The 24,330-nt window shown below is 45.3% G+C and carries 22 protein-coding genes and 3 tRNA genes; 18 read left to right on the top strand and 7 right to left on the bottom strand.

Annotated features, from left to right (window positions below):
- Positions 1–41 precede the first annotated feature (41 nt).
- The 10 genes from PQG66_RS25065 (at position 42) to PQG66_RS25020 (ending at position 9,436) form a co-directional block, all read left to right on the top strand.
- A tRNA-Leu gene (locus PQG66_RS25065) sits at positions 42–120 on the top strand.
- A gap of 7 nt (positions 121–127) precedes the next feature.
- A tRNA-Pro gene (locus PQG66_RS25060) sits at positions 128–201 on the top strand.
- A 9-nt stretch (positions 202–210) separates the two neighbouring features.
- Positions 211–281, top strand: a tRNA-Gly gene (locus PQG66_RS25055).
- Positions 282–564: 283 nt separating this feature from the next.
- Positions 565–2,430 (top strand): 3D-(3,5/4)-trihydroxycyclohexane-1,2-dione acylhydrolase (decyclizing), encoded by a 1,866-nt coding sequence (gene iolD, locus PQG66_RS25050; protein WP_272040577.1) that lies wholly within the window; start codon positions 565–567, stop codon positions 2,428–2,430.
- 140 nt (positions 2,431–2,570) lie between these two features.
- Positions 2,571–3,464 (top strand): myo-inosose-2 dehydratase, encoded by an 894-nt coding sequence (iolE, locus tag PQG66_RS25045; RefSeq protein WP_272040576.1) that lies wholly within the window; start codon positions 2,571–2,573, stop codon positions 3,462–3,464.
- Positions 3,465–3,600: 136 nt separating this feature from the next.
- Positions 3,601–4,611, top strand: coding sequence for a 5-dehydro-2-deoxygluconokinase (iolC, locus tag PQG66_RS25040; protein ID WP_272040575.1), 1,011 nt, complete (start codon positions 3,601–3,603; stop codon positions 4,609–4,611).
- 112 nt (positions 4,612–4,723) lie between these two features.
- Positions 4,724–6,199 carry a CoA-acylating methylmalonate-semialdehyde dehydrogenase gene (locus tag PQG66_RS25035; RefSeq protein WP_272040574.1) on the top strand — a complete coding sequence of 492 codons (1,476 nt, stop codon included), beginning with the start codon at positions 4,724–4,726 and terminating at the stop codon, positions 6,197–6,199.
- Between the two features lie 77 nt (positions 6,200–6,276).
- Entirely contained in the window at positions 6,277–7,353 is a 1,077-nt protein-coding gene (gene iolG / locus PQG66_RS25030) for an inositol 2-dehydrogenase (RefSeq protein ID WP_272040573.1), read from the top strand.
- A 163-nt stretch (positions 7,354–7,516) separates the two neighbouring features.
- Positions 7,517–8,323 carry a 5-deoxy-glucuronate isomerase gene (gene iolB / locus PQG66_RS25025; protein WP_272040572.1) on the top strand — a complete coding sequence of 269 codons (807 nt, stop codon included), beginning with the start codon at positions 7,517–7,519 and terminating at the stop codon, positions 8,321–8,323.
- A gap of 102 nt (positions 8,324–8,425) precedes the next feature.
- On the top strand, positions 8,426–9,436 hold the full coding sequence (locus PQG66_RS25020) for a LacI family DNA-binding transcriptional regulator (protein WP_272040571.1): 1,011 nt from the start codon (positions 8,426–8,428) through the stop codon (positions 9,434–9,436).
- A 129-nt stretch (positions 9,437–9,565) separates the two neighbouring features.
- Here the strand turns inward: PQG66_RS25020 and PQG66_RS25015 are convergent, their stop codons facing one another.
- Positions 9,566–11,542: a methyl-accepting chemotaxis protein gene (locus PQG66_RS25015; RefSeq protein ID WP_272040570.1), complete on the bottom strand. Its 1,977-nt coding sequence runs from the start codon at positions 11,540–11,542 to the stop codon at positions 9,566–9,568.
- 181 nt (positions 11,543–11,723) lie between these two features.
- Between PQG66_RS25015 and PQG66_RS25010 the strand changes: the two genes are divergently transcribed.
- Positions 11,724–12,227: a hypothetical protein gene (locus PQG66_RS25010; RefSeq protein ID WP_272040569.1), complete on the top strand. Its 504-nt coding sequence runs from the start codon at positions 11,724–11,726 to the stop codon at positions 12,225–12,227.
- Positions 12,228–12,332: 105 nt separating this feature from the next.
- Here the strand turns inward: PQG66_RS25010 and PQG66_RS25005 are convergent, their stop codons facing one another.
- The 3 genes from PQG66_RS25005 to pyk form a co-directional block, all read right to left on the bottom strand.
- Positions 12,333–13,136 carry a DUF4261 domain-containing protein gene (locus PQG66_RS25005; RefSeq protein WP_272040567.1) on the bottom strand — a complete coding sequence of 268 codons (804 nt, stop codon included), beginning with the start codon at positions 13,134–13,136 and terminating at the stop codon, positions 12,333–12,335.
- A 108-nt stretch (positions 13,137–13,244) separates the two neighbouring features.
- Positions 13,245–13,601, bottom strand: a complete 357-nt coding sequence (locus PQG66_RS25000) for a DUF1304 domain-containing protein (protein WP_272040566.1) — start codon at positions 13,599–13,601, stop codon at positions 13,245–13,247.
- 328 nt (positions 13,602–13,929) lie between these two features.
- Positions 13,930–15,345 (bottom strand): pyruvate kinase, encoded by a 1,416-nt coding sequence (gene pyk / locus PQG66_RS24995; protein WP_272040564.1) that lies wholly within the window; start codon positions 15,343–15,345, stop codon positions 13,930–13,932.
- Between the two features lie 113 nt (positions 15,346–15,458).
- On the opposite strand from pyk, the gene PQG66_RS24990 reads away from it, so the two are divergent.
- The gene (locus PQG66_RS24990; protein ID WP_272040563.1) at positions 15,459–16,238 is read left to right on the top strand and encodes a helix-turn-helix transcriptional regulator; all 780 of its coding nucleotides are present in this window, start codon (positions 15,459–15,461) and stop codon (positions 16,236–16,238) included.
- A 155-nt stretch (positions 16,239–16,393) separates the two neighbouring features.
- Here the strand turns inward: PQG66_RS24990 and PQG66_RS24985 are convergent, their stop codons facing one another.
- Positions 16,394–17,065: a phosphatase PAP2 family protein gene (locus PQG66_RS24985; RefSeq protein ID WP_272040562.1), complete on the bottom strand. Its 672-nt coding sequence runs from the start codon at positions 17,063–17,065 to the stop codon at positions 16,394–16,396.
- A gap of 399 nt (positions 17,066–17,464) precedes the next feature.
- Here PQG66_RS24985 and PQG66_RS24980 point away from each other — a divergent pair, with 399 nt between their 5' ends.
- From PQG66_RS24980 to PQG66_RS24970, 3 genes are all read left to right on the top strand, one after another.
- Positions 17,465–17,701 (top strand): DUF6953 family protein, encoded by a 237-nt coding sequence (locus tag PQG66_RS24980; protein WP_272040561.1) that lies wholly within the window; start codon positions 17,465–17,467, stop codon positions 17,699–17,701.
- A gap of 418 nt (positions 17,702–18,119) precedes the next feature.
- On the top strand, positions 18,120–18,320 hold the full coding sequence (locus tag PQG66_RS24975) for a cold-shock protein (protein WP_024633772.1): 201 nt from the start codon (positions 18,120–18,122) through the stop codon (positions 18,318–18,320).
- Positions 18,321–18,506: 186 nt separating this feature from the next.
- On the top strand, positions 18,507–18,734 hold the full coding sequence (locus tag PQG66_RS24970) for a cold-shock protein (RefSeq protein WP_272040560.1): 228 nt from the start codon (positions 18,507–18,509) through the stop codon (positions 18,732–18,734).
- Positions 18,735–18,908: 174 nt separating this feature from the next.
- Here the strand turns inward: PQG66_RS24970 and PQG66_RS24965 are convergent, their stop codons facing one another.
- Positions 18,909–19,259, bottom strand: a complete 351-nt coding sequence (locus PQG66_RS24965; protein WP_272040559.1) for a hypothetical protein — start codon at positions 19,257–19,259, stop codon at positions 18,909–18,911.
- 164 nt (positions 19,260–19,423) lie between these two features.
- On the opposite strand from PQG66_RS24965, the gene PQG66_RS24960 reads away from it, so the two are divergent.
- Positions 19,424–20,155, top strand: a complete 732-nt coding sequence (locus PQG66_RS24960) for a class I SAM-dependent methyltransferase (RefSeq protein WP_272040558.1) — start codon at positions 19,424–19,426, stop codon at positions 20,153–20,155.
- Between the two features lie 114 nt (positions 20,156–20,269).
- On the opposite strand, the gene PQG66_RS24955 is transcribed toward PQG66_RS24960, so the two are convergent.
- On the bottom strand, positions 20,270–20,914 hold the full coding sequence (locus tag PQG66_RS24955; protein ID WP_272040557.1) for a GntR family transcriptional regulator: 645 nt from the start codon (positions 20,912–20,914) through the stop codon (positions 20,270–20,272).
- Positions 20,915–21,399: 485 nt separating this feature from the next.
- On the opposite strand from PQG66_RS24955, the gene PQG66_RS24950 reads away from it, so the two are divergent.
- Both PQG66_RS24950 and rocF read left to right on the top strand, forming a co-directional pair.
- A complete protein-coding gene (locus PQG66_RS24950; protein WP_272040556.1) occupies positions 21,400–22,599 on the top strand; it encodes an ornithine--oxo-acid transaminase in 1,200 nt (399 codons plus the stop codon).
- A 53-nt stretch (positions 22,600–22,652) separates the two neighbouring features.
- Positions 22,653–23,630: an arginase gene (gene rocF / locus PQG66_RS24945; protein ID WP_272040554.1), complete on the top strand. Its 978-nt coding sequence runs from the start codon at positions 22,653–22,655 to the stop codon at positions 23,628–23,630.
- Positions 23,631–24,330: the final 700 nt, after the last annotated feature.

Genomic DNA, 24,330 nt, shown 5'->3' with positions numbered 1-24,330 from the left:
GAGTTCGAATCTCTCAGGGCGCGCCATTATTTTCATAGTTTGCCGGCGTGGCGGAATGGCAGACGCGCTCGACTCAAAATCGAGTGGGAAACCGTGGAGGTTCGAGTCCTCTCGCCGGTATGTTTAACGGGATGTAGCTCAGCTTGGTAGAGCACCTGGTTTGGGACCAGGGGGTCGCATGTTCAAATCGTGTCATCCCGATTGTTTTATGCGGGTGTAGTTCAATGGTAGAACTTTAGCCTTCCAAGCTAATAGCGTGGGTTCGATTCCCATCACCCGCTTTCTAATTTAAGTAAAAGAGACACGATCTGTGTCTCTTTTTTTTGCATAGAGACAAGTTTAATCTAATCCTATATCGTGATGGATGCACCTCCTGAGTTTTAATGATCCGCCTCACTCTGCGCGAGTCTCCTGAAATTATATAAAACGCTTACAAAAATAGCTTGCTAAACAGATCAACCTGTAATACCATATCAATTAAGCGCTTAACCTTCAGGGGTAAGGCGCTTAAACTTAACTTAGATTAAGCGCTTAACCTGTAAAGGAAAGGATGACGATCAATTCATGACAACGATTCGATTAACGATGGCTCAGGCTCTGCTTCGATATCTCGATCAGCAATATATCTCGGTGGATGGAGTAGAAACCAAGTTTGTGAAAGGAATCATCGGAATATTTGGACATGGGAACGTAACAGGAATTGGAGAAGCACTAGAACGTAGCCCTGGAAGCCTGACGTATATGCAGGGAAAGAACGAACAAGGTATGGTGCATACAGCTGCAGCATACGCCAAGCAGAAGAACCGCAAACAGATCTACGCGTGCACAACGTCTATTGGCCCAGGAGCACTGAATATGATTACTGCTGCAGCGACAGCAACGGTGAATCGCATTCCGGTATTGCTTCTTCCTGGAGATAACTTTGCTACGCGAGAGCCGGATCCTGTTTTACAGCAGCTTGAAGTAGGCAGTGACTATACAATATCAGCCACAGATCCGTTCAAAGCAGTCAGCAAATACTGGGATCGCATCGTACGCCCAGAACAGTTGATGGTTGCTGTTACCAATGCCATGCGTGTGCTGACTGATCCAGCGGAGACAGGAGCGGTTACACTGGCATTGCCTCAGGACGTACAGGCCGAAGCATACGACTACCCGGAATCATTCTTTGCCCGCAAAGTACACTATCAGGATCGCCGGCCACCTGTCCCGGCAGCAATTGAACGGGCAACACAGCAGATTGCTCGTAGCAAAAAGCCGCTGCTCGTTGCAGGCGGCGGGGTGCTCTACTCTGAAGCATCCGCACAACTAATCGAGTTCGCGGAAGCCTTTGGTATTCCAATTGCCGAGACGCAAGCTGGCAAGAGTGCAGTATCTTGGGATCACCCACTGAATGTGGGAGCCATCGGGGTTACCGGTTCTCTGGCAGCCAATCGCTTGGCTAAAGAGGCAGATGTCGTGATAGGCGTGGGAACAAGATTCTCGGATTTTACCACGGCCTCGCATGCTGCTTTTCAACACCCGGAAGTGTCGTTTATCAACATCAACCTGAACAGTATGGATGCCGCGAAGTTAGGCGGGGAAGCCATTTTAGCAGATGCTCGTGAAGGGTTAGGGGCACTGCAACAAGGATTGCAAGCACAGCAGTATCAGAGTGCGTATGGTTCATCCGAAGTGGCGGATCTCCGTAATCAATGGAATGCAGAAGTGGACCGACTCTACGCTGCCGAGCATGAAGCCGGTCTGGCGCAGACAACAGCGATCGGCATAGTGAATCGCACGATTGCTCCATCTTCCGTAATTGTATGTGCGGCAGGTAGCCTGCCAGGAGATTTGCACCGTTTGTGGCGTGCAGCTGAGCCGAAGACTTATCACATGGAATATGGATTCTCTTGTATGGGGTACGAGGTCAGTGGTGCATTCGGCGCAGCACTTGCGGAACCGGAGCGTGAAGTGTATGCCATGGTGGGTGACGGCAGTTACCTGATGCTGCATTCTGAACTGGTGACAAGTTTACAGGAACAGAAGAAGATGACGATTCTTTTATTCAACAATAATGGATTCCAGTGTATTCATAATCTGCAACGTGAGCACGGCAGTGATGGATTTGGTAACGAGTTCCGTTACCGTGAACCAGAGAGTGGTCGTTTAACTGGTGAGTATATGCCTATGGATTTTGCAACTCATGCTCGCAGTATGGGGGCGAAAGCTTATCGAGCGGAAACCGCTGAGCAACTGGAGCAGGCACTTCGGGATGCCAAGAACGAAAAGGTGACGACCTTGATTGAAATTCCAGTTGTACCGGGAACCAATACGGGCGGATATGAGTCATGGTGGAATGTCGGCGTACCTGAAGTATCCGTTGAGGAAAAGGTAGTTCGTGCCCACGAGGTTATGAAGGTGAATCGCGGCAAAGCAAAACTTGTTTAAGTAAGCGATTACTTAACATTAACTTAACTTAACTTAACGTAACCTAACTTATCGTATCTTATATCTTCTAATTCTTTTATAAATACTCTTTATTTTCTTGAAGGTTTATAAAACTGAGCAACCAAAGGAGTCGTGGAACCATGAGCAAGCTGCCATTCCAGCTTGGGATTCATCCGATCAATTGGGTCGGCGAAGACGTCAAAGAACATGGGGATGATACAACATGCGCCGAGATATTGGACGATATTCAGCGTCTGGGCCTGAAGGGTACAGAGATGGGGCGCAAGTATCCAACAGATCCCGCTTCACTACGTGAGGAACTGAGCAAGCGTAACATTAGTCTGGTCTCCCAGTGGAAATCAGTACTACTCTCTGATCCGGCGTATCGCCAAGCGGAACTGGATGAATATCGAAGACATGCGGAGTTCCTACAGTCCATGGGCAGCAAGGTGATCAGCACAGCCGAGGTAGGAGGTTCACTTCATTTTGATCCAAGGCGTACACCGCATGAAAAAGAAGTGCTCAGACTCAGCGATGCCGAGTGGCATGTTCTTGCTGAGGGATTGAACCAAGCTGGAGCCATTGCTCAAGAATATGGGCTTAAGCTAACCTATCATCACCATGGGGGCACAGTTGTTGAGCAACCAGAAGAAATTGATCGTTTAATGGAGCTGACAGACCCTTCACTGGTATATCTGCTTTTTGATACAGGCCACGCCTATTATGGCGGTGCTGATCCACTTGAGGTGTTGCGCAAACATTATGACCGGATTGCCTACATCCATCTGAAGGATATTCGACCGGATGTGCTGGATCAGGCACGAGCAGAGCAGTCTGACTTCGTTGGCTGTATTCGCAGAGGTGTGTTCACGGTACCGGGGGATGGATGCATTGATTTTGGACCCATTCTGCAAGAACTCATCACTCGTGGATACAGCGGCTGGGCAATGCTCGAAGGAGAACAAGACCCTGCCATTCATAATCCGTATGAGTATGCGAAACGTTCCCTGAGCTACATGGCGTCTCTGTACTAGCGAAGATAAAGGCAATTCATAATCTAGCATTTGCATATGCAGTAAAAGAATGATTCCAGCGTTATGTTCATGAAAAAAGAATAGATATCATTTCGGATACAATCGAGAATCCACCATAGAAAGGGGATCATACGCAATGACTTACGTATCCTTTCCCGCAGGTAGGAAAAAGGATTTTACGGCCATTGGCCGCTTGTGCATCGACTTGAATGCCAATGAGATCAACCGCCCGATGGAAGAGACGATGACGTTTACCAAATACGTTGGCGGTTCTCCGGCTAATATTACAATCGGCATGTCCAGACTTGGCATGGAGACGGCGTTCATCGGCAAAATTTCAGGTGACCAGATGGGCAGATTCATTCAAAGTTATCTGGAGAAGAACGGCATCGACACCTCTAATGTGGTAACGGACAACACGGGGGCAGTAACCGGACTTGCTTTTACCGAGATTAAGAGTCCAACCGATTGTAGTATCCTGATGTACCGAGATCATGTGGCAGATCTGTTATTGCAGGCTAGTGAGGTTCAGGAGCAGCTCATTGCGGATTCCAAAGTACTGCTGATCTCAGGTACGGCCCTTGCACAGAGCCCATCCCGGGAAGCTGTTATTCAAGCCCTGACCTATGCGAAAAAACATGGCACTGTCATCGTGTTTGATCTGGACTATCGCCCATACACGTGGACTTCGGATGAAGAGACCGCCGTTTATTACAACCTCGCTGCCGAGAAATGCGATATCATCTTGGGCACACGAGAAGAGTTCGACATGATGGAGACATTCGAAAACAACCCGGATCATAGCGATCAGGTGACGGCACAGAAATGGTTTGATTTTTCAGCGAATATCGTTGTTATTAAACACGGAAAAGAAGGCTCCATCGCCTATACACGTGAAGGATTATCTCACCGGGCGAACAGTTACCCGGCTCGTGTCGTGAAAACGTTCGGCGCAGGTGATTCTTATGCTGCTGGATTCCTATACGGCTTAATGCAGGGCTGGACGATCGAGCGCAGTATGAGCTATGGAAGTGCGGCAGCTAGTATCGTCATCTCCAGCCATAGTTGCTCGGATGCGATGCCAACCGTGGAACAGGTGGATGACTATATCGAACGTTGCAATAGAGGCGAGATTATTCCGTCTTGATCCACAAAGATTCTTTTATAACAAAGTAACGCATTTGTGATCTAATTATCTGCGATGGATCGGGATGAAACGTATAGAAGTAACGCCACATAAATGAGGGGAGACAGTACACATGGGAAAAGGGACTTCAGAAGCGTCTGTAGCAGTGACGAATATACAAAACTGGATCGGGGGTACCTGGGTAACCCCATCAACGACACGAACCGAGGCGGTCGTTAACCCGGCTACGGAAGAGATTATTGCCTACGTACCGCTATCAGAACAAGCCGATGTCGATCAAGCAGTACAGACTGCACGCGAAGCATTCAAGTCCTGGAGCACTACACCAGTTCCTCGCCGTGCACGTATTCTATTCCGTTATCAGCAGCTGCTCGTCGAGCACTGGGAAGAGCTGGCCAAATTGGTGACACTGGAGAATGGTAAAAGTTACGCGGAAGCTTATGGCGAAGTACTGCGTGGTATCGAGTGCGTAGAGTTTGCGGCAGGTGCCCCTAACCTTATGATGGGTAAACAGCTTCCTGACATTGCTACAGGACTGGAATCGGGCATGTACCGTTACCCAATCGGGGTCATCGGGGGAATCACGCCGTTCAACTTCCCGATGATGGTCCCTTGCTGGATGTTCCCGCTAGCGATTGCCTGCGGTAACACATTTGTCTTGAAGCCATCCGAGCGCACTCCGCTCTTGGCTGGACGTTTGGCGGAGCTTTTCAAAGAAGCAGGGCTTCCAGACGGGGTTCTCAACATCGTTCACGGTGCACATGACGTTGTTAACGGACTGCTGGAGCACAAAGAAGTGGCTGCCATCTCCTTTGTTGGCTCACAACCGGTAGCTGAATATGTCTACAAAACTGCTTCTGCACACGGCAAACGTGTTCAAGCACTGGCTGGTGCGAAGAACCACTCCATCGTTATGCCAGATGCTGATCTGGATCTGACCGTGAAGGAGATCACAAGTGCGGCATTCGGATCAGCTGGTGAGCGCTGTATGGCTTGTTCCGTTGTTGTCGCAGTTGGTGATGTGGCAGATGCCTTGGTACAGAAGCTGGTGGAAGCAGCTGACCGGATTAACATCGGTAACGGTATGGACGAAGGAGTATTCTTGGGACCAGTTATCCGCGGACCTCACAAAGAGCGTACACTGGGTTACATTGAATCAGGTGAACAGGAAGGCGCAGCCTTGATTCGGGATGGACGCAAGGATCAGGCGGCAGATGGCTCCGGCTATTTTGTAGGGCCAACGGTATTTGATCATGTAGATAGCAGCATGAAAATCTGGAAAGATGAGATCTTTGCTCCGGTACTTTCGGTGGCAAGAGTAGAAACGCTGGAGGAAGCGGTAGAACTGGCGAACCGTTCAGACTTTGCTAACGGGGCATGTTTGTTCACTCGCAGCGGTGCGAATATGCGCCAGTTCCGTGAAACGATTGATGCAGGCATGTTGGGAGTCAACTTGGGTGTACCTGCACCGATGGCCTTCTTTCCATTCTCGGGCTGGAAGAAATCCTTCTACGGTGATCTGCATGCTAACGGTACGGATGGTGTGGAATTCTATACTCGCAAGAAAATGGTAACCACACGCTGGTAATTATTCAGCACACTCGTACACAGCGCGAACGCGCAATGCAGGGACTGAGCATATGCTCAGCTCCCAGCAGCAACCTTATGGAAGCAAATGGGGAGGATAACGGAATGGGCAAGGACAAAGTAAGAATTGGCATCATCGGTGCTGGACGGATCGGCAAAATCCATGCAGACAATCTGCTGCGCAACCCGCATGCCGAGATTGTAGCAATCAGTGATCTGTTTGCAGGGCCTGAACTGGAGGCATGGGCTTCCGAACGAGGTATCTCGGTTGTAACCAAAGACAGCAGCGAGCTCATTGCTATGCCAAGCATTGATGCGGTGTTAATCTGTTCTTCGACAGATACGCATGTACCATTGATTGAACAAGCGGCACAAGCGGGAAAACATATTTTCTGTGAAAAGCCGGTAAGTATGGAATTGTCACAGACTGAAGCGGCTGTAGCCGCTGTAGCAAAGGCTGGTGTGAAGCTTCAGATCGGATTCAACCGCCGCTTTGACCACAATTTCAGAAGAGTACGCTCACATGTGCTAGAAGGCACGATTGGTGACCCACATATTATCAAGATCACTTCCCGTGACCCGAGTCCGCCACCAGCGGAATATATTCGGGTGTCTGGCGGAATTTTCATGGATATGATGATTCATGATTTTGATATGGCTCGTTTTTTATCGGGCAGTGAAGTAGAGGAAGTATATGCGAAAGGCAAGGTGCTCATTAATCCGGTATTCGCCGAACATGGTGATGTGGATACAGCCATCGTGACGTTAACTTTTGCCAATGGAGCAATTGGTGTGATCGATAACAGCCGTCAGGCAGTATATGGATACGATCAGCGTGTAGAAGTTTTCGGTTCGCTGGGGAGTGCGTCGGCGGACAATGACCATCCGAATACAGCTGAGATTAGCACAGCAGCGGGACTGATGCGTGATAAACCACTACACTTCTTCCTGGAACGTTACAATGAAGCATACGTGCAGGAAACAGCTCTTTTTATCGATGCTATCATTCAGGATAAATCGGTCATCGTAGATGGTAACGACGCAGTGCAGGCAGAGCGGATCGCTTTGGCAGCCAAGATGTCCATGGAGCAGAGAAGACCTGTGAAGATGACAGAGGTTCCAGGTGCACCGCGCGAGACACAACCAGCTAATTAAGCGAAGCCAGAAAGCAAGAATGCAAGAAAGCCTGGAAGTAAGAAAGAAGATTTTTTTAAAAATGGATGAACGATGATACCGTCATATAACGATGATACCGTCATATAAAGTGAATTCAAAATTTCATGTGATATTAGATATAACGGAAGGAGTGGATAGCAATATGTCAGAACTGATTGTAAAACCGGCTGTAATCCCGGGTGAAGACGGAACGCTGTTAACCGTGACTCCGGAATCTGCTGGTTGGGAATACGTTGGATTTCAGGTGGCGAAGCTGGCAGCAGGGGAGAAGCTAAGCCGGGAGAGTCGTGACCAAGAGCTCTGTGTGGTACTTCTCAGTGGTCTAGCGAATGTGAGTACTCGAGAACATACATGGGAAAATATTGGGGAACGGATGAGTGTTTTTGAGAAAATTCCTCCGTACTCCGTCTATGTGTCCACTTCAGATCAGGTAGAGGTCACGGCACTTACCGAGCTTGAGATCGCGATCTGTGTTGCTCCAGGAAAAGGTACGCACCCTTCACGTTTGATCGCACCTGAGGATGTAGGAGTGGAAGGACGTGGTTACGGCAATCTGGAGCGTCATATCCATAACATTTTACCAGAGCAAAAGGAAGCAGACAGCCTGCTGGTCGTTGAGGTATTTACACCAGATGGTCACTGGTCGAGCTATCCGCCGCACAAACATGATCGGGATGCGCTGCCAGATGAATCGTTGCTGGAGGAAACGTATTATTTCCGTGTTCAGCCGGAGCAGGGGTTTGCTATTCAACGCATTTATACCGACGATCGATCGGTAGATGAGACCCTTGCGGTGAAAAACGGCGAAGTGGTGCTCGTGCCGAATGGGTACCATCCAGTAGGTGCTCCTCCGGGATATGAAGTCTATTATCTGAACGTGATGGCAGGTCCGACACGGACATGGAAGTTCCACAACGACCCTGATCATGAGTGGCTTTTCAAAAAGTAATTCCGTCTTCACATTGCGTAAGCTGTATTCCCCCTTCATAATAAGAAGAGAATAATTATCTATATATAATGAATTTATATATAGCACAAATGGGGAAAATTGATGAAAGCAACCATTTACGATATAGCACGTGAAGCAGGGGTGTCCATTGCTACCGTCTCGCAGGTCATTAATGGCAAAGGCAAGATCAGTGAGAAGCGTCGAGCAGAAATTATGGAGATCATGGAGCGTCTTCACTATCAACCGAGTGCCATTGCCGCTGCCTTGACGGGCAAACAGACATATACACTCGGATTACTCGTGCCGGATATATCTAACCCTTATTTTGCCGAGCTTGCCCGTGCAGTGGAAGATCGCAGCCGCCAGTTGGGATATAGCGTGGTGATCTGTAGTACAGATAACAAGGATGAGCGGGTAGAGCGATACCTGAACCTATTGCAGCAAAAAAGAGTCGACGGCATGATGATCGGAACAGGTATCGAAAATGCCGAGATCTTGTCACCGCTCTTACAGCAGTCGATACCTGTTGCGCTAATTGCACGCCATATGCCCGCATTGTCGGTGCATACGGTGACGATTGACGATAAGCTTGGCGGTTCGCTTGCCGCACAGCACCTGCTTGAACTTGGACATACTCATGTGGCTGTCTTGTCTGAGCCATTCAAAGTCAGCAGTAGCCAGGAAAGGGTACGCGGGTTCCGTGAAACGCTGACCAAGGCCGGATACGTACTTGGGCCAGATCAGATAAGAGAATCAGCTGCCGACCTGAATAGCGCCAAACAAGAGGCGCTGCGGCTGCTAAGCGGGCAGAATCGTCCTACTGGTTTGTTCTGCTGTAATGACATGCAGGCAATCGGTGCAATTCAAGCAGCCAAAGAACGTGGCCTGCGTGTTCCCGAGGACGTATCCATCATTGGTTTCGATAATACGATTCTCGCCTCAGTGACGAGCCCGCCGTTGACCACGATTGCTCAGCCGATTGAGGAGCTGGGGCGTTATGCTGTAGACATTCTTATTGAAGAATTAAAGGATAATAATAATGAGCCGAAACAGCGGATCTTGAAGCCAGAACTAGTGGTAAGAGCATCTACAGGACACAGGGGAAGTCAGTGAGATAAGAAACGATACGAAGCTTACAGTGATGTGTGCTAAAATTATATCGATTCAAACCGAAAGAAGCCGCGTACCCTTACGGGAAACGCGGCTTCTTTATGGTTAGAAATACGGTGAGGAATACGAAGGTTAGATTTTAAATTTCTTGATTTCGTCAAATAGAGTATTGGCGTGTTGATTCAACTCTTTGGAGCGTTCAGATATGGTTGTGATATAGTTGAATTGCTCTTGTGTAGAAGACGCAACCTCTTCCGTAGAAGCAGCACTTTGCTCCGACATCGCGGCGACGCTGGAGATAACTTCGGAAATTTTCCCCGCATTATTATCGAGTTCAGCAGTCGCTGTAGACACATGCCTTACCTGAAGGTCAATGCCTTCAATGGATTGTTTGATCCGTGCGAATACATTTCGCATTTCGTGAACGGAGGTCACTTGTTGCTGAATGGCCTTTTCCGCAGAGGTTACTTCATTAACGCTTTGTTCACTTGCAGCCTGAATCTCATCAAGCAAAACAATAATGTCTTCCACAGATTGTGAAGATTGCTCAGCCAATTTACGTACTTCTGTAGCGACAACAGCGAATCCATTACCGTGAACCCCTGCTCTGGCAGCTTCAATGGAGGCATTCAGTGCAAGCAGGTTGGTCTGTGCTGAAATATTATGAATCATGCTGGCGATACTCTCAATTTTTCGAGATTTATCTGCCAGTAGATCAATGGCTTCACCCACTCTGTCAATCGAATTACGATTGTCTTCGGCAAGTTCCACCTGCGTATCAACAGATTGCAAACCTGCTGACATTGCTTCGGTTACTTCCTCCATCATCATGACAGACTGCTCTAGACTATCATTGATCCCATTCATCGTTTGGCTCATGGCACTTAGACGGTTCGATCCTTCATAGACTGATTCTGCCTGACTGCTTGACCCTTGGGCGAGTTCATCCGTGGCAATAAAAATCTGTTCAGCAATACGCTGGGTGTTGCCCGTATGATTTTCCATATCTTTTGAAATGTCATGAACTTGATCAGCGGAGCTCTTTACCTTCTGCAGCAGTATGCTGAGATGATCAGACATCGTATTGAAGGCAGCGCCAAGCTCGGCAAATTCATCTTTCCCCTTAGTATCTACACGATCTGTAAAGTCTCCAAGAGACATCTGACCCGACATCAGTTGCAGTCGTTTAAGAGGTTTGATAAAGCGAGTTGCAACCCAATAAGCAATAGTTAGCACTGCTAGAAGCGTGATGGCAATGATAAGGATATATTGATTCCGCAGTTCGTAAAACTCGGCATAGGCAAGTTTCTCGGATATTACGGAACCAACGATCCAACCTGTACTTGGAATTTGTTTGAAATAAAGAAGTAGATTTTCTCCATTATATTGGAACGACTTTTGACCTGATAGGTTCGATTGCATATCTACGAGTAAGGGGGCTAATTGACCGTTGTCGGCTGCTGAAGTGCTTGCAAGATCAGTATCCGGATGAGCTAGAATAACTCCTTTTTTGTCGAGCATAAAAGTATAGCCTAATCCATCCAGATCAATCTGATTGACTGTATCGGTTAACTTGGAAAGGAGGATATCCGAAGCTACCACACCCTGTAATGCACCGCTCTTTGTTTTTACAGGCATGGCGATCGACACCGTGAATTGTTTCGATTTGTTATCGAGGTAGGGGTCGGTAAAAATCAGCTTGTCCGCTTGTACGGCCTCTTTATACCAAGAACGTTCTCTGGGATCGTAGCCTGCAGCATGTTCAAAACCGGAGCCGTTCATAAAATCACCGTTCTCATTACCGTAAAAGATGTCTTCTAAGTTTTCGGGGTTCGTCCCCTTATACATAATGGACAGATAATCTGCATTCAGATTGGAAGCAGGAACAGCCTCCTGAAACACGAGCCCAAGCGTTTCCACTAATTTCTCGTTCCCATGTAACCAACCATCCAACTGATACGTTGCGGTTGATACCAGACCATTCAGTTTGTTGTTCACACTTTGGGTTGCCTGTTTCCCGGTTTGTACTAGACCGAGTGTTGCGAGCGCTCCTGCAGTTACCAGAACAGTAATGGAGAAGGTCAACATCAATTTCAGTTTTAGTTTCATATGTTACTTTCCCCCCAGATGTAATAAAAGTATAGTAAAGTTGAAGAGCCTATCTATTATATCGACGAATTTTATTGAAACATTTACTGAGTATTATTGTTAATAAGTAGTAAGGAATGGATCTGGAGGAATGGATAAACATATTTATGGATGAGGAGAAAATCAGAGGAGTAGATTTATTATGAAAATTAAAAAGCAATATTTGCTGGCCATTGCAGCAGCACTTATTGTTACTGTGATTACGATCCCCCTATACATGGCTAAACAACAAACAACCTTTCAGTCTGAGGTCTTAGACCATATGAGTATGTTGGATACCTTGGATCGGCTAATTGTTAGAACATTTTCGAGCAAGGAGCCGTATGTAAGAGATGATGAGATAACGATTAAAGATCCCGATGAGATCAGAGATATGCTAAAACTTTTAAAAGATGTTGAACTGACTAAAATTCAGAATATAGATGTTGATCAACAAAACGCCGACTACTACGAATGGCGGCTTTACGTTAACAAAGAAGGCCGATTCACTGAAGGATTTGGAATTACATTTTATAGTAATCGGTTCATTACCATTTACAGCGAACACAATAAACTTAATACCATTCAAGATTACGAGATCACGAATGATCTCAATCTGAAGGAGATTGAGCGCCGTATAGAGGAACTGGAGAAGGAAGAACAGTAGGAGAGGCATGAAATTTGGTCTGATGCTTATCAAAAAAGCTGCCTAGAATATAATTTCAGGCAGCTTTAATTCATTCAATAACCATCGTGAAAATAAAAGAAATGCTTACAAACCAATCTTTAAGCTCTCCTCTTCGGTCGCAACACCTTTAGAACGAGTGATACTCAATTTCTGTTCGGCGGTGAATCCGAGGGTCTCCCCATCATGGAGAGTGACATTGTTTGCGACCACATAGTTGGTAGTCATAAACATCATTTCAAAGACGTCGCTTAACGGTTTGTTCGACCCAACAATCTCTAGTTCATCCTTACCGAAGTGACGTAGACCATATGTATATGCTGAGGCACCTTCAGCGTTTTGATACAGACCGATGAATACCCAGAGAGAAACTGGCAATTCGCCATCCTTAAGTATGCGACTAACCTCCACATATTGCTCAGCTCTAACAACAAGTGGAGACATATAAATGGCCAGGGCATGATCCAGTTGCAGTAATGCGGCTGCGGTTTGGGTAAAGAGCACATGTCCTTCTATGGCACTCGACGCATTCAGGACGGATACAATGATCTGAGACTGGTGTCGTGAGGTGACCTGCTCGGCCTCGGGCCAGAGGATATTTAATTTGGCATTCTCTTCAACTTCCCGATTCGGTACTGGAGCAGCGATATGAGCGCAGACGACCTGCATTCCATCGACTTCGAAGAATAGGTTCCCTTCCTCAGCCTGTTCATTAATTTCAATGTTCCATTCCTGTTTCATATTGTTGATAAAAAGATCAAAGTCACAGTCTTCCCGTTCGAGCAGAACAAATCCGATAATCGTTTGGCTTTGTTCAGCATGTTCTACAGCACCGCCGTTTGATTGTGTTTTTCCCTTTTTGCGCGAGCGCAGTTTGTCAAAAAGCCCCATGAAACATTCTCCTCCTGCTATCTGATTCATTCTGGTTATGTCTGTCCTATACAATATAACTTATCATATCAGAGTCGCGGGTGGTCGAATTATATCTTTTTTTAGGAGTTATAGGAACAATACGAGAAGAAGCGCAATAATTGCCGGCAATCCCTGTTTAATAATAATGGATCGCGAAGAAGTCATACTGCCATAGAGAGCTGCAATGATTACGCAAGCCAGGAAGAAAATCTGAATATGCTGTCCAACACCTGAATCAGGATAGACAAGTCCCCAGATCAGACCGGCAGCAAGAAAACCATTGTACAGACCCTGGTTTGCTGCAAGAGCCTTGGTAGAGCTGGCAAACTCAGGTGTAGTGCCGAATGTTTTCATCGTACGTGGACGAGTCCACATGAACATTTCCATAATCATAATATACAAGTGTTCAATAGCTACAAGAGCGACAAATATAGTACCAATCAATAGAAACACCCTACTTTCTAAAAAAGTAAATAAATCAATAACGTGCCTAATGTACAGATTAGCATAATTAAGAGAAAGGTCAAATTAATTTTTAGCAATTAAATTGTGTATTATATAAGTGGATATAATATGTATACCGAGGTTTGCGCGGAAGTTTTAAAGAAGGAACACCCACGTCTATCAAAGGGATTGCAAAACCCCACTGATCTCCATTTAGACCAGTGGGGTTCCTATTTAAAAATGGTTTAAGACAAATTTACTGACAACCACAGAATGCTAATCCTATTTGCAGGGAGTACGTTGCAGATGCTCAGATCGTAGACTGGAATTAAACCTGCATAACCTTGATCAGATTGGTATTTCCGGATCGACCGATTGGGACACCAGCAGACAGTACAATCGTGTCACCTTTTTCGATGTATCCTGTTTTGATGGCATTGCGCGTTGCAGAGTCGAACATTTCATCTGTAGTTGTAACCTTATCACCTTTGACTGGAATTACACCAGAGAGCAGACAAATTTTCGCCAGTACTTCCTCATGCTGAGTTATTGCAATGATTGGAGCTTTCGGGCGATATTTTGAGATCATACGAGCGGTAAATCCAGTTTCTGTTGAAGTGATAATGGCTTTTGCATTCAGAACCAGGGAAGAACTTACTGCGCTCTGACTGATCACTTCCGTAATGTCAGCGACTTGTTGTGCAGATTTTTGATCAAATTGCTCTTTATAATCGATCATCGTTTCCGCACGGCGGGCAACAGCAGCCATCGTACGAACGGATTGAATCGGATATTTACCCGCAGCGGATTCGCCAGAGAGCATTACCACGTCTGCACCTTGAAGTACAGCGTTCGCTACGTCACTGACCTCAGAACGTGTTGGACGAGGATTCACTTGCATGGATTCGAGCATATGTGTAGCAACGATAACTGGTTTGCCGGCTTTGTTACATTTAACGATCATTTCTTTTTGCATCATTGGTACATCTTCGATCGGAACTTCTACGCCGAGGTCACCACGAGCTACCATAATACCGTCTGATGCTTCAATGATATCATCCAGATTGGTCATACCTTCCTGGTTCTCAATTTTGGAGATGATCTGTACATGCTCTTGACCGCGTTCTTTCAGAATGCTGCGGATTTCACGGATATCATCACCTTTACGAACAAATGAAGCTGCAATAATCTCAATGTTGTTTTCAATCCCGAATCCGATATGCATTACATCACGCTCAGTTACCCCTGGCAGAGTCGTTTTGATTCCTGGCAGGTTCACACCTTTGCGCGGTTTGAGGATACCACCGCTAATGATTTTGCAGTGAATCTCCGAACCCTCAATGGATAGTACCGTAAGGTCTACCAGACCGTCATCAATTAGAATACGATCTCCTGGTTTGACAACAAGATTCAGTTCAGCGTAGTTTACGGAGATCCGATCTACATCCCCGAGTACATCCTCCGTGGTCAACGTGAGCTCTTTACCTGCTTGCAAGTGAACGGAAGCTTCTTTTAATTTGCCGATTCGCACTTCCGGTCCTTTAATGTCCATCATAATCGGTACATATTTGTTCAGTTCAGCCGCAGCTGTACGGATATTGTTAATCCGTGTTACGTGATCTTCTAATTCCCCATGCGCCATGTTTAGACGGGCAACCGTCATACCTTCCTGAATCATTACTTTTAACGTTTCGATTGAGTCACAAGCAGGTCCCATAGTACAGATGATTTTGGTTTTTAACATGCTGATATCCTCCTCATAATTTATGCTTATGTGTATATTGTAGCGTTTTCTGTCGAATGAAGATATGAACTATAGTACAATGGTTGGAGTATAGTCCGAAATTGAGGTGTTGTATGGTTATTCCATTTGAAGTACATCAGATTAATGGGGTGAGTTGGTACGAAGAAGCCAAGCAGCCGCAAGGGGTTTGGCGTCTCAGCATCATCACTTATGGCAAATGTGTATATTCAGTGAACGGAGATAAACGTATCATGGAAAAGGGTGAATTGCTTCTAATTCCTGGTGGGACGCCGTATTTTGGAGAAAGTATTCCCTCAGTGACACATACACAAATGGTTATTTTATTTAATCATGGTGAGGGTGACGCACTACCTGCGCTCGAACAGCGTAAACCACTCTGGCATAAACCAGGTTCTTATGAACTCATTCTTCAGCGAATGAAGTCACTTCAGCAACAATGGGAAGAACGTCTGTCTTATTATGTCTTGATGAGCCAGGCCTTATTGATGGAGGTGTTAATTTATATCAACCGCGAGCTGGATCGCGGGATTATCCCACCAGAGAGACATCGGCATGTGGAGCGGATGAAGAGATATATTGAACAGCATTATCGGGAAAAAGTAACGAAGGTACAACTTGGAGACGAGATTGGCATGTCACCCAACTATGCAGCGGCATTGTTCAAAAGTGTTACAAATCAGACGATTAGCGAATACGTCCATGATCAGCGGATGAAAAGGGCATTGTATCTGCTCACAGAGTCGCAGCTTTCCATTCAGGAAATTGCTGAATTCCTCGGCTACCGGGATTTATCCTATTTTTATCGCATTTTTAAACGCCTCATGGGTAGTCCGCCTTCCGATCTACTTCACGAACGTCCACCGATTGTTTGAATACAGTCATGGTTATTAATCGAATGCTTCATGAACCATAGGGTATATCGAGTTGATCAACGAAAAAAAAAAAGAGGGCCATGGCCCTCTTCACATTGTTATAAGCGTTCGTGAGACTGATAAATTTTTTTCTACGTATGGATGCATGGAAGTTGTTACGCGTTTTGACTTGGGGGTGTGGCACTTAGTGATTGTTCACTTTTCTTTCGAGTCTGCGCCAAGCGATTGGCAAAGATATGAACTATCCAGTAGGCTGCCTCTGCAAAAGCTATGCCGCCAACGACATCCAGCAAGGAATGTTGTTTCACGAAAACGGTTGAAGCAATAATTAACCATAACCAGATTGAAGCAAAGATTCGCACCGTGGGTTTGACGTTCATCTGTCTGTTAAGAATAATGATTAGCATGTAGCTTGTAAGGCAATGTACACTCGGAAAACAATTCACCGGCGCATCGTTGGAATAGATGAATTGCACAAGCATACTGCTCAGATCAGTTCCTGTTACCTCTGGGCGAGGTACATATGAGGGGAACACCACAAAACAAACATTGGCTGCCATCACCCCAACGTTATAAATGATCAGCGTTCGCCAAAACAGCGGTTTATTTGTCAGACCTAAATAGAGAAAACTCAAATATAGGATCGGCATCCAGCTGACATATGGAATAATAAATTCTTTAATGAACGGTATCTTTGTATCAATCCAGGCATAATTGTAAAATAGTTCTGGTCCTGCTGTGCTGCCCAGGAACATGTAGATCAAACCCTGAAGTGGTATGCATAGAATCGCCAGCAGATGCCCCCAGCGTGACAAGATTGTTCTCATAAAATCCTCCTTGGTTCAGTTCAAAATGATTAATAAAGATCATGGTTAATCGGGTCTCATAGCCACTTGACGCTATCAAGCTCCATAACCCCTGCACATCAAAACTTAAAGTAAATCAATAATAGATGCTGATGAGATAAGCCATACCTGATTTTAGGTTAAAATGAGGTTGGAGAGGTCTCTTTTTTGTTACCTTTATATTTTGGCTAATATGTGAATTATTATAATGCGATTAGCGTGTAAAAGGGTGAAATTTCTACAAAGAGACTATATCTAGGATTCTAATGTTTGTGGATTGCCTGTTTCCGATCTGCCTTGCTCTCGTGGTATACTTCAGTCAGTCCTAAGTCAGGCAAGACAAGCATGGGATATTTAACAGAGGGAAAGGCAGGTGGAATTGTGGAAAAAACTGCTCAGGAAGTAGCCGAATGGATGGTCGGTGAAATTAAGTTTACGGGCACACTCCGTCAGGAAGAGGCTATAGAATACGTGAGGACTCATTTTGGAGAGCATTTTGTTTATGTGAATGAAAACGGTAATGCATCCTTATCCAAAGAAGTGAAAAAAGCATTTCGAAAGCTGCATGGCGGCCGGGTTGCTTGGGATCGGGATGCTTTTATGTGGGCGTGGACCTAGATCGTGAATATTTGTTATTGAAGCAAGGGTAGATGATATGATTATTCTTGAATATGGTGGATATGTACGGAAATTTTCGCATATCATGTATAAGGTGGATAGGAACTGCATATCCTTTCATAAGACCGATCTGAGAAGAGGTCCCCAAAAGGGGACAACACGGGTCAATTTATAATGGAATTTTTAATAAACATGAATACCAAAGCTGTTTGAAAAGAAAATACAAAGATTTGCTTTTTAGTTGGAATGGGAGTATAATAAGAATCAAGTTGTACAGAGTGGAAAACCTAATTCACATATTGTAAAGGGCGATCACTTATAGTTTATGACTGGTACCTTTTTCAATGTGTGAATTTTTATTTGCTTGCTGCAAAGAACAAAGGAACATGTTAATCTTTATTTGGAGGTGTAATTCACAATGCAAAACGGAACAGTAAAATGGTTCAACGCTGATAAAGGCTTCGGTTTCATCGAAGTTGAAGGCGGAGAAGATGTATTCGTACACTTCAGCGCTATTACAGGCGAAGGCTTCAAAACGCTGGACGAAGGTCAACGCGTACAATTTAAAATTGTACAAGGAAACCGTGGTCCTCAAGCAGAAGAAGTTGTAAAGCTGTAATTAAAGCATAGCTGCCTTTAACATGTTATAATGGTAAAGGCAGCTTCTTTTTTTTGATTAATAGATGAAAGTCGGCCCAATAGTTGTCGAGGCAGAAGTCTGACGGATGTTATACTTCCGCTAAGTAGTGGCTTCTGTGCATTTAACGTCGGTAAGATGTTTTCCATAACAAAGGGGGTAGAAGTCATGTATAATCGCAAAAAACCGTTGGAAGAAATTCCACAAGCAGATGCAGCAGTCTGGGAATGTACGAGTGATACGTGCAAAGGATGGATGCGGGACAATTTTGCGTTTGATAGCGTACCTACTTGTCCAATATGTGCTTCTGAAATGGTTAGTACGACTAGGATGCTACCATTGCTTGAGAATTCGAATAGTAACCTGAAAACGATGTCTAAAGGAACTCGAATTTAATATAGCTTACCCGCCTCTTACGAGGTGTTTTTTTTTAGATAAAGTGAACATCCAGTACAGAGGTACAGGATTAAATATGAAGTTTCTGGCATTCGTTTAAGGCGAATGCTTTTTTGTTACCAAAAGAAAACCTCTTCGCGTTCATGATTGAACACGAAGAGGTTTTTTTGCTGATTAGATGAATAAAAACGGGAGAAGGAATAGTGTAGCGATCAGAGCGACATCATAACCGGCTCCATATCCATATCCGTAACCGTATCCACCACCATAGGGGTACCTACCATATGCTGAAGACTTGGCTTTTTTGGCCGATGTTAGTTCCTTAGTTCCTATTTTGCGTAGTTGTTGTTTGGATTGAACAGAGGAGAGGCGTGGACCTTGAAAGCATTCGTTCAGATACACCTTTCCATCCCTGCAACCTCCAAGCGTGCCATACATATGCCTGCCATCATTCATGACAAGACAGACCGGGCGTCCCACATGCGGTGATATCGTTTCCTCACATACCGGATGAATTCTGTACATGCATATCCCCCTCATAGTTGTCGTTTGCCGCCTCAAATCAACGGTTTGTATATCATAGTTGAAATAGTGTGAATTGGTATGGATGATTACCCGGAATTCGGTATAGTCAGGAGCGGTTTTTTTATTTTTCCATAGACTGGTGGGGAGGGGGAGGAGGAAATGTCATGGATTATCATGATCTATTAGCAAGGCTGGGCGAAGGGAGTGCGCATCCTGGCGGGTTCTTAGCAACAATGCAGCTGCTTGATGTGTTATCGCTCCCTGCAGGACTTCATGTTCTGGAAATAGGGTGTGGCACAGGCAGGACGGCATGTCATCTTGCCAGGCAAGGATACCAAGTGACTGCAATTGACCTTCACCGTCATATGTTGGATAAAGCAGTGAGACGTGCGCGCAAGGAGCGGGTGGATGTGCGTTTTATTCAAGCAGACGCCACTGCTCTGCCTCTTCCGAGTAACCATGTGGACGTTGTATTTATCGAATCAGTAACGATTTTTACCCCTTGGCGGAAGTCGCTGTCCGAGTACGCAAGAGTACTTAAACCCGGGGGATTGCTCGTGGATCGTGAAATGGTGTTGTCAGGGAGAAAAACGGAGCTGATGAGCCGCAGGTTGAGGCGATTTTACGGAATAAGAACACTGGCCACTGTGGCGACTTGGAAGAAGCGTCTGAGAGGAAGTGGATTCTCTAACGTTGCTGTGAAGGAGCAATCACGTACGATGGGGAAGTGGGGCGTGGATCATGACCCATTACGTGAGATCGATATGAACTGGTTGGAGGATAAAAAAGTGCAACAAATGAGCAGAACCAATGACCAGTTACTCATGCGATATGGCAATAGGCTAGGGCACGCTGTTTTCACGGCGAGAGTGCCTGTTGAAGCAGGGGCCAAATGAAAAAAAAGAAGCAACTCACATTGGTTATGATGTGGGTTGCTTAAGTATGTTTGTGATATGTTCGGCCTCTGGGAAGTCGCGCGACAAGTAAGTTCACTATACGAGGATCATAAGTTATAACATATCGTTATCGATAATTCGCCAGTGGTGTTTGAGGAGTGCTTCGAGTTGTGGTTTGTCCTTGGCACGAAAAGCCTCTAGAATCTGCCGATGCTCCTCGTTGACTTCGTGCAGCACCTGGGACAACTTCGGTTTGTTATCACTGACATAGGACTGACGAATGAAGCTATTCTTGAGTGTATTTACCATTTCAATTACGGTAGCATTACCGCAACGCTGAATATACAGGTCGTGGAATAAATACTGATTTTTACTATAGGCAGCAAGGTCAAGCTGGCTGATGTTTTCGTCCATTCGGGCAATCAGGGCTTCCATCTCTATGAGTTCTGACGGTTTTAGTTGATCGGCAGCGAGTGTGGCGGCTAATGCTTCCAGCGCTCCAATCGCTTGTGAGAACTCAAGTTTCTTGCCTGTGTCAAAAGGAGCAACAATAAATCCCCTGCGCGGGATATATTGTAGTAGATTATCCGAGGTTAACTGAAATAGAGCTTCCCGAGTGGGGGTGCGACTGATGTCTAGCCTTTTGCATATTTCGGCCTCGTTAATCTTCTGGTTGGGAAGCAGTGTCCCGTCCTGAATCTTCTGGGCAATGTAATCATAAACGTGATCTTTCAAGGAACGGTATTTGGGTACCTCCATACCAAGTTCTCCCTTCGATATGTATGTAATAAAAATATGGATAAATCCATATATGGCGCGCCGTTCAGGGCTTTAAGTTTTTATCATCTTACCATCGAGGGGGGAGTTGGGCAAGCAAAGTTATTTCTTTTCCAGCTAAAGGGTTTGGAGCGAAATAGTGAAATATTTTATAAAATGACAGTTTATAAATGTGTATGAAAGCGTTGTTATAAGCGCATGGAATTCCCAATATTAAAATAGAACCAATTATCCTGATTTGTATATTGTATACAGTTAGCGGTATATATCATTAGATATAGATGGAGACTTGCAAGCCAAAGACCACTTTCAAGTGGTGGAAATCAAGCTGGACCTGATTTGTTGAGTTATGTATGTTCTAGACAGGGCGTATGTGGAAAAAGAGGATGGATGTCGTAAACGTTCCTGGGCTTGCATAGACTGTTATTGTATTTTGTATACAATATTATGCGGAAGGTTGTGAAGGAATGCCAGATACGGAGAAGTTCATTCAATGGTCGGAAACCTATGCGGCGCCTAATTATCATCCACTTCCTATTGTTATTGAACAGGCACGAGGTGTGTGGGTAGTGGACACAGATGGCCGTCGTTATATGGATATGTTAAGTGCTTATTCTGCACTCAATCATGGACATAGGCATCCTGACATCATTCAGGCATTGAAAGATCAGGTGAACAAGGTCACATTGACATCTCGGGCATTCCACAGCCATTCTGCAGCAATATTTTATCAAAGACTATCCGCATTTACCGGTAAATCCAAGATATTAGCTATGAATACGGGAGCAGAAGCGGTCGAGACAGCTGTTAAAGCTGTGCGAAGATGGGCCTATCGTTGCAAAGGAGTACCTGAAAATCAGGCTGAAATCATTGTGTGCTCAGGCAATTTCCATGGAAGAACCTTGACGGTCACCTCTTTCTCCTCATCTGCGGAATATAAAAAGGATTTTGGGCCGTTCACACCTGGATTTCGAATCATTCCTTATGGTGATCTGGAGGCATTGAAACAAGCTATTACACCGAATACTGCTGGTTTCCTCGTAGAACCCATTCAAGGTGAAGCGGGGATAATTATTCCCCCAGATGGTTATTTGGCAGAGGCATTTGCGATATGCAGACAGCAGCAAGTCTTAACTATGGCGGATGAGATTCAAACTGGGTTTGGAAGGACGGGACGACGTTTTGCTTCTGATTGGGATCATGTCGAACCGGATATCTGGATTATGGGAAAAGCGCTTGGTGGGGGTGTGATGCCGATTTCGGCAATTGCTGCTAATGAAGAGATCTTGAATCTGTTTGAACCAGGCTCGCACGGATCTACATTCGGGGGGAACCCACTCGCCTGTGCTGTGGCGGTTGCTGCGCTCAATGTTCTGGAAGATGAGAAGCTTGCGGAGCGCTCGGAGCAGCTAGGGAATTATTTTATGAAACAGCTTCAAGGTATTCGCAGTTCTGTAATCCAAGAGATTCGGGGTAAAGGTTTGTTCATTGGTGTTGAGCTTAGTTGCCCTGCAAGGCCGTATTGTGAACGCTTGATGTCTGCGGGCCTACTGTGTAAAGAAACTCACGAAACAACGATACGTTTAGCGCCTCCGCTAACTATTCAGAAATCTGAGATTGATTGGGCTATAGAGATCATCAGGGAGGTTCTAACTGACGCGGTATAAACATCAGCCTTCATTGAAATATAGTTTGACCACGTTAAAAGGAGTGGATACCCATGAAGAATGAGGATGTTCTAGCGGGAGAGTGGGATGTGCCTGATGTGTCTCGTCAGCACCAATGCGAGGTACCCTCTCGTTACCATGAAGTGGCCCTTATCAAAGTGCCTTTTGGATTGGCTGGTGCGAGAAATGGGGCTGAATTCGGTCCGGATGAATTGGTCACCGCGGGGTTGAAGCGTGAAATTACGAGCTTGGGATACGTTCTGTCTAGGGAAGTGCGTATAGACTGTCCTAAACCGCCAGTTATTGCAGGCGGCGGAAAAAAAGTGAAGTACCTGAATGAGGTTCAACAAGTAAGTGAGCATGTTTGTTATGAACTATCTGTTGCATTGGGCATGGGCGCTTTCCCGCTTGTGCTTGGAGGAGATCATAGTGTAGCCATTGGCACTTTGGCGGGGCTAACGGCTCGTTATTCTAATTTGGGTGTGATTTGGTTTGATGCCCATGCCGATTTGAATACAGAGGAACACAGCCTGACAGGTAATCTGCATGGCATGAGTGTGGCTGCTTCTTTGGGGCACGCCGTCTTTAATCTTTCGCAGGTCAAGGGAGCGGGTTCATTTATTAATCCATCTAACCTCGTATATGTTGGTCTTCGTGATCTGGATGATTATGAAAAAAAACAGATAAGGGCATTGGGTATTCGTGCTTTTACGATGCATGATATAGACCGGATGGGGATGCTCCATGTTATTGAACAGGCAATGGTCATAGCGGGAGGGGGAACAGATGGTATTCATGTCAGTTTTGATATGGATTGTCTTGACCCACGAGAGGCACCGGGAGTAGGAACGCCTGTACCGGGTGGCTTAAGTTATCGGGAAGCGCATTTTGCAATGGAGTGTCTAGCCGCATGTAATCAGGTAGTATCTATGGAACTAGTTGAGGTGAATCCATTGCTTGATCAGAATCGGCATACGGCGAGGCTTGGTGTGGGGTTGATCGCATCTTTGTTAGGTAAATCTATTCTATAGAAGAAAGTCGTTTTTTAACGGGGAGAGACAGTAGGATGGCGAAGTTCAATACAGGGAGTCGCGATCTGCTATCGGACGCAAGTTGGAGGGGAACGCGACACCCCTGTTGATTATGAATGTTGAACAGTTTGCGCCGAATAAAATGAATGAATAGCACAATGCTTTTTGTCTAGTGTGAACTATATCTTGATTGGAGTCATCATGGCATCAGACGCTTAGACAACTGCCCCTTGGTGCATCTCTGAGTTGATTGTGAGCTTGAAATGAATTTTAGCTGAGTTTCAGAGTGTGTGAAAACTTATGAGTGTTGGACAGGCTATTTTACAATGATGTATAAAATGATGCTAATGGACAAAGAAACATAACTCTAATTTGTCGATATAATATTTCAAAAAAAAGCTTGCATTAAATAATTAGAAATGGTATATTCTAATTCCGGCCAAGAAAACACAGTTACATTGTGTGGCTAGCAAACGAATGAGTAAAGGCTTCGAAAGAAACTTGAAAAAGAGCTTGCAAAGTTGGTTCGGACATGGTATTATATAAGAGTTGCTGAAACAAACTGGTTTCGGTAACGAGGAAAAGTTTGATCTTTGAAAACTGAACAACGAGTGAGTACTGATCTTGCTTGCAAGATCAACAATGAGATTTTTAATCTCGTCAGATTCAAAATGAGCTAATCGCTCTTTTCAATACTTTA

It is taken from the genome of Paenibacillus sp. JJ-100 (assembly GCF_948329825.1).
In the GTDB taxonomy this organism is placed as follows: domain Bacteria; phylum Bacillota; class Bacilli; order Paenibacillales; family Paenibacillaceae; genus Paenibacillus.
This window is presented reverse-complemented; position numbering and strand designations above follow the sequence as displayed.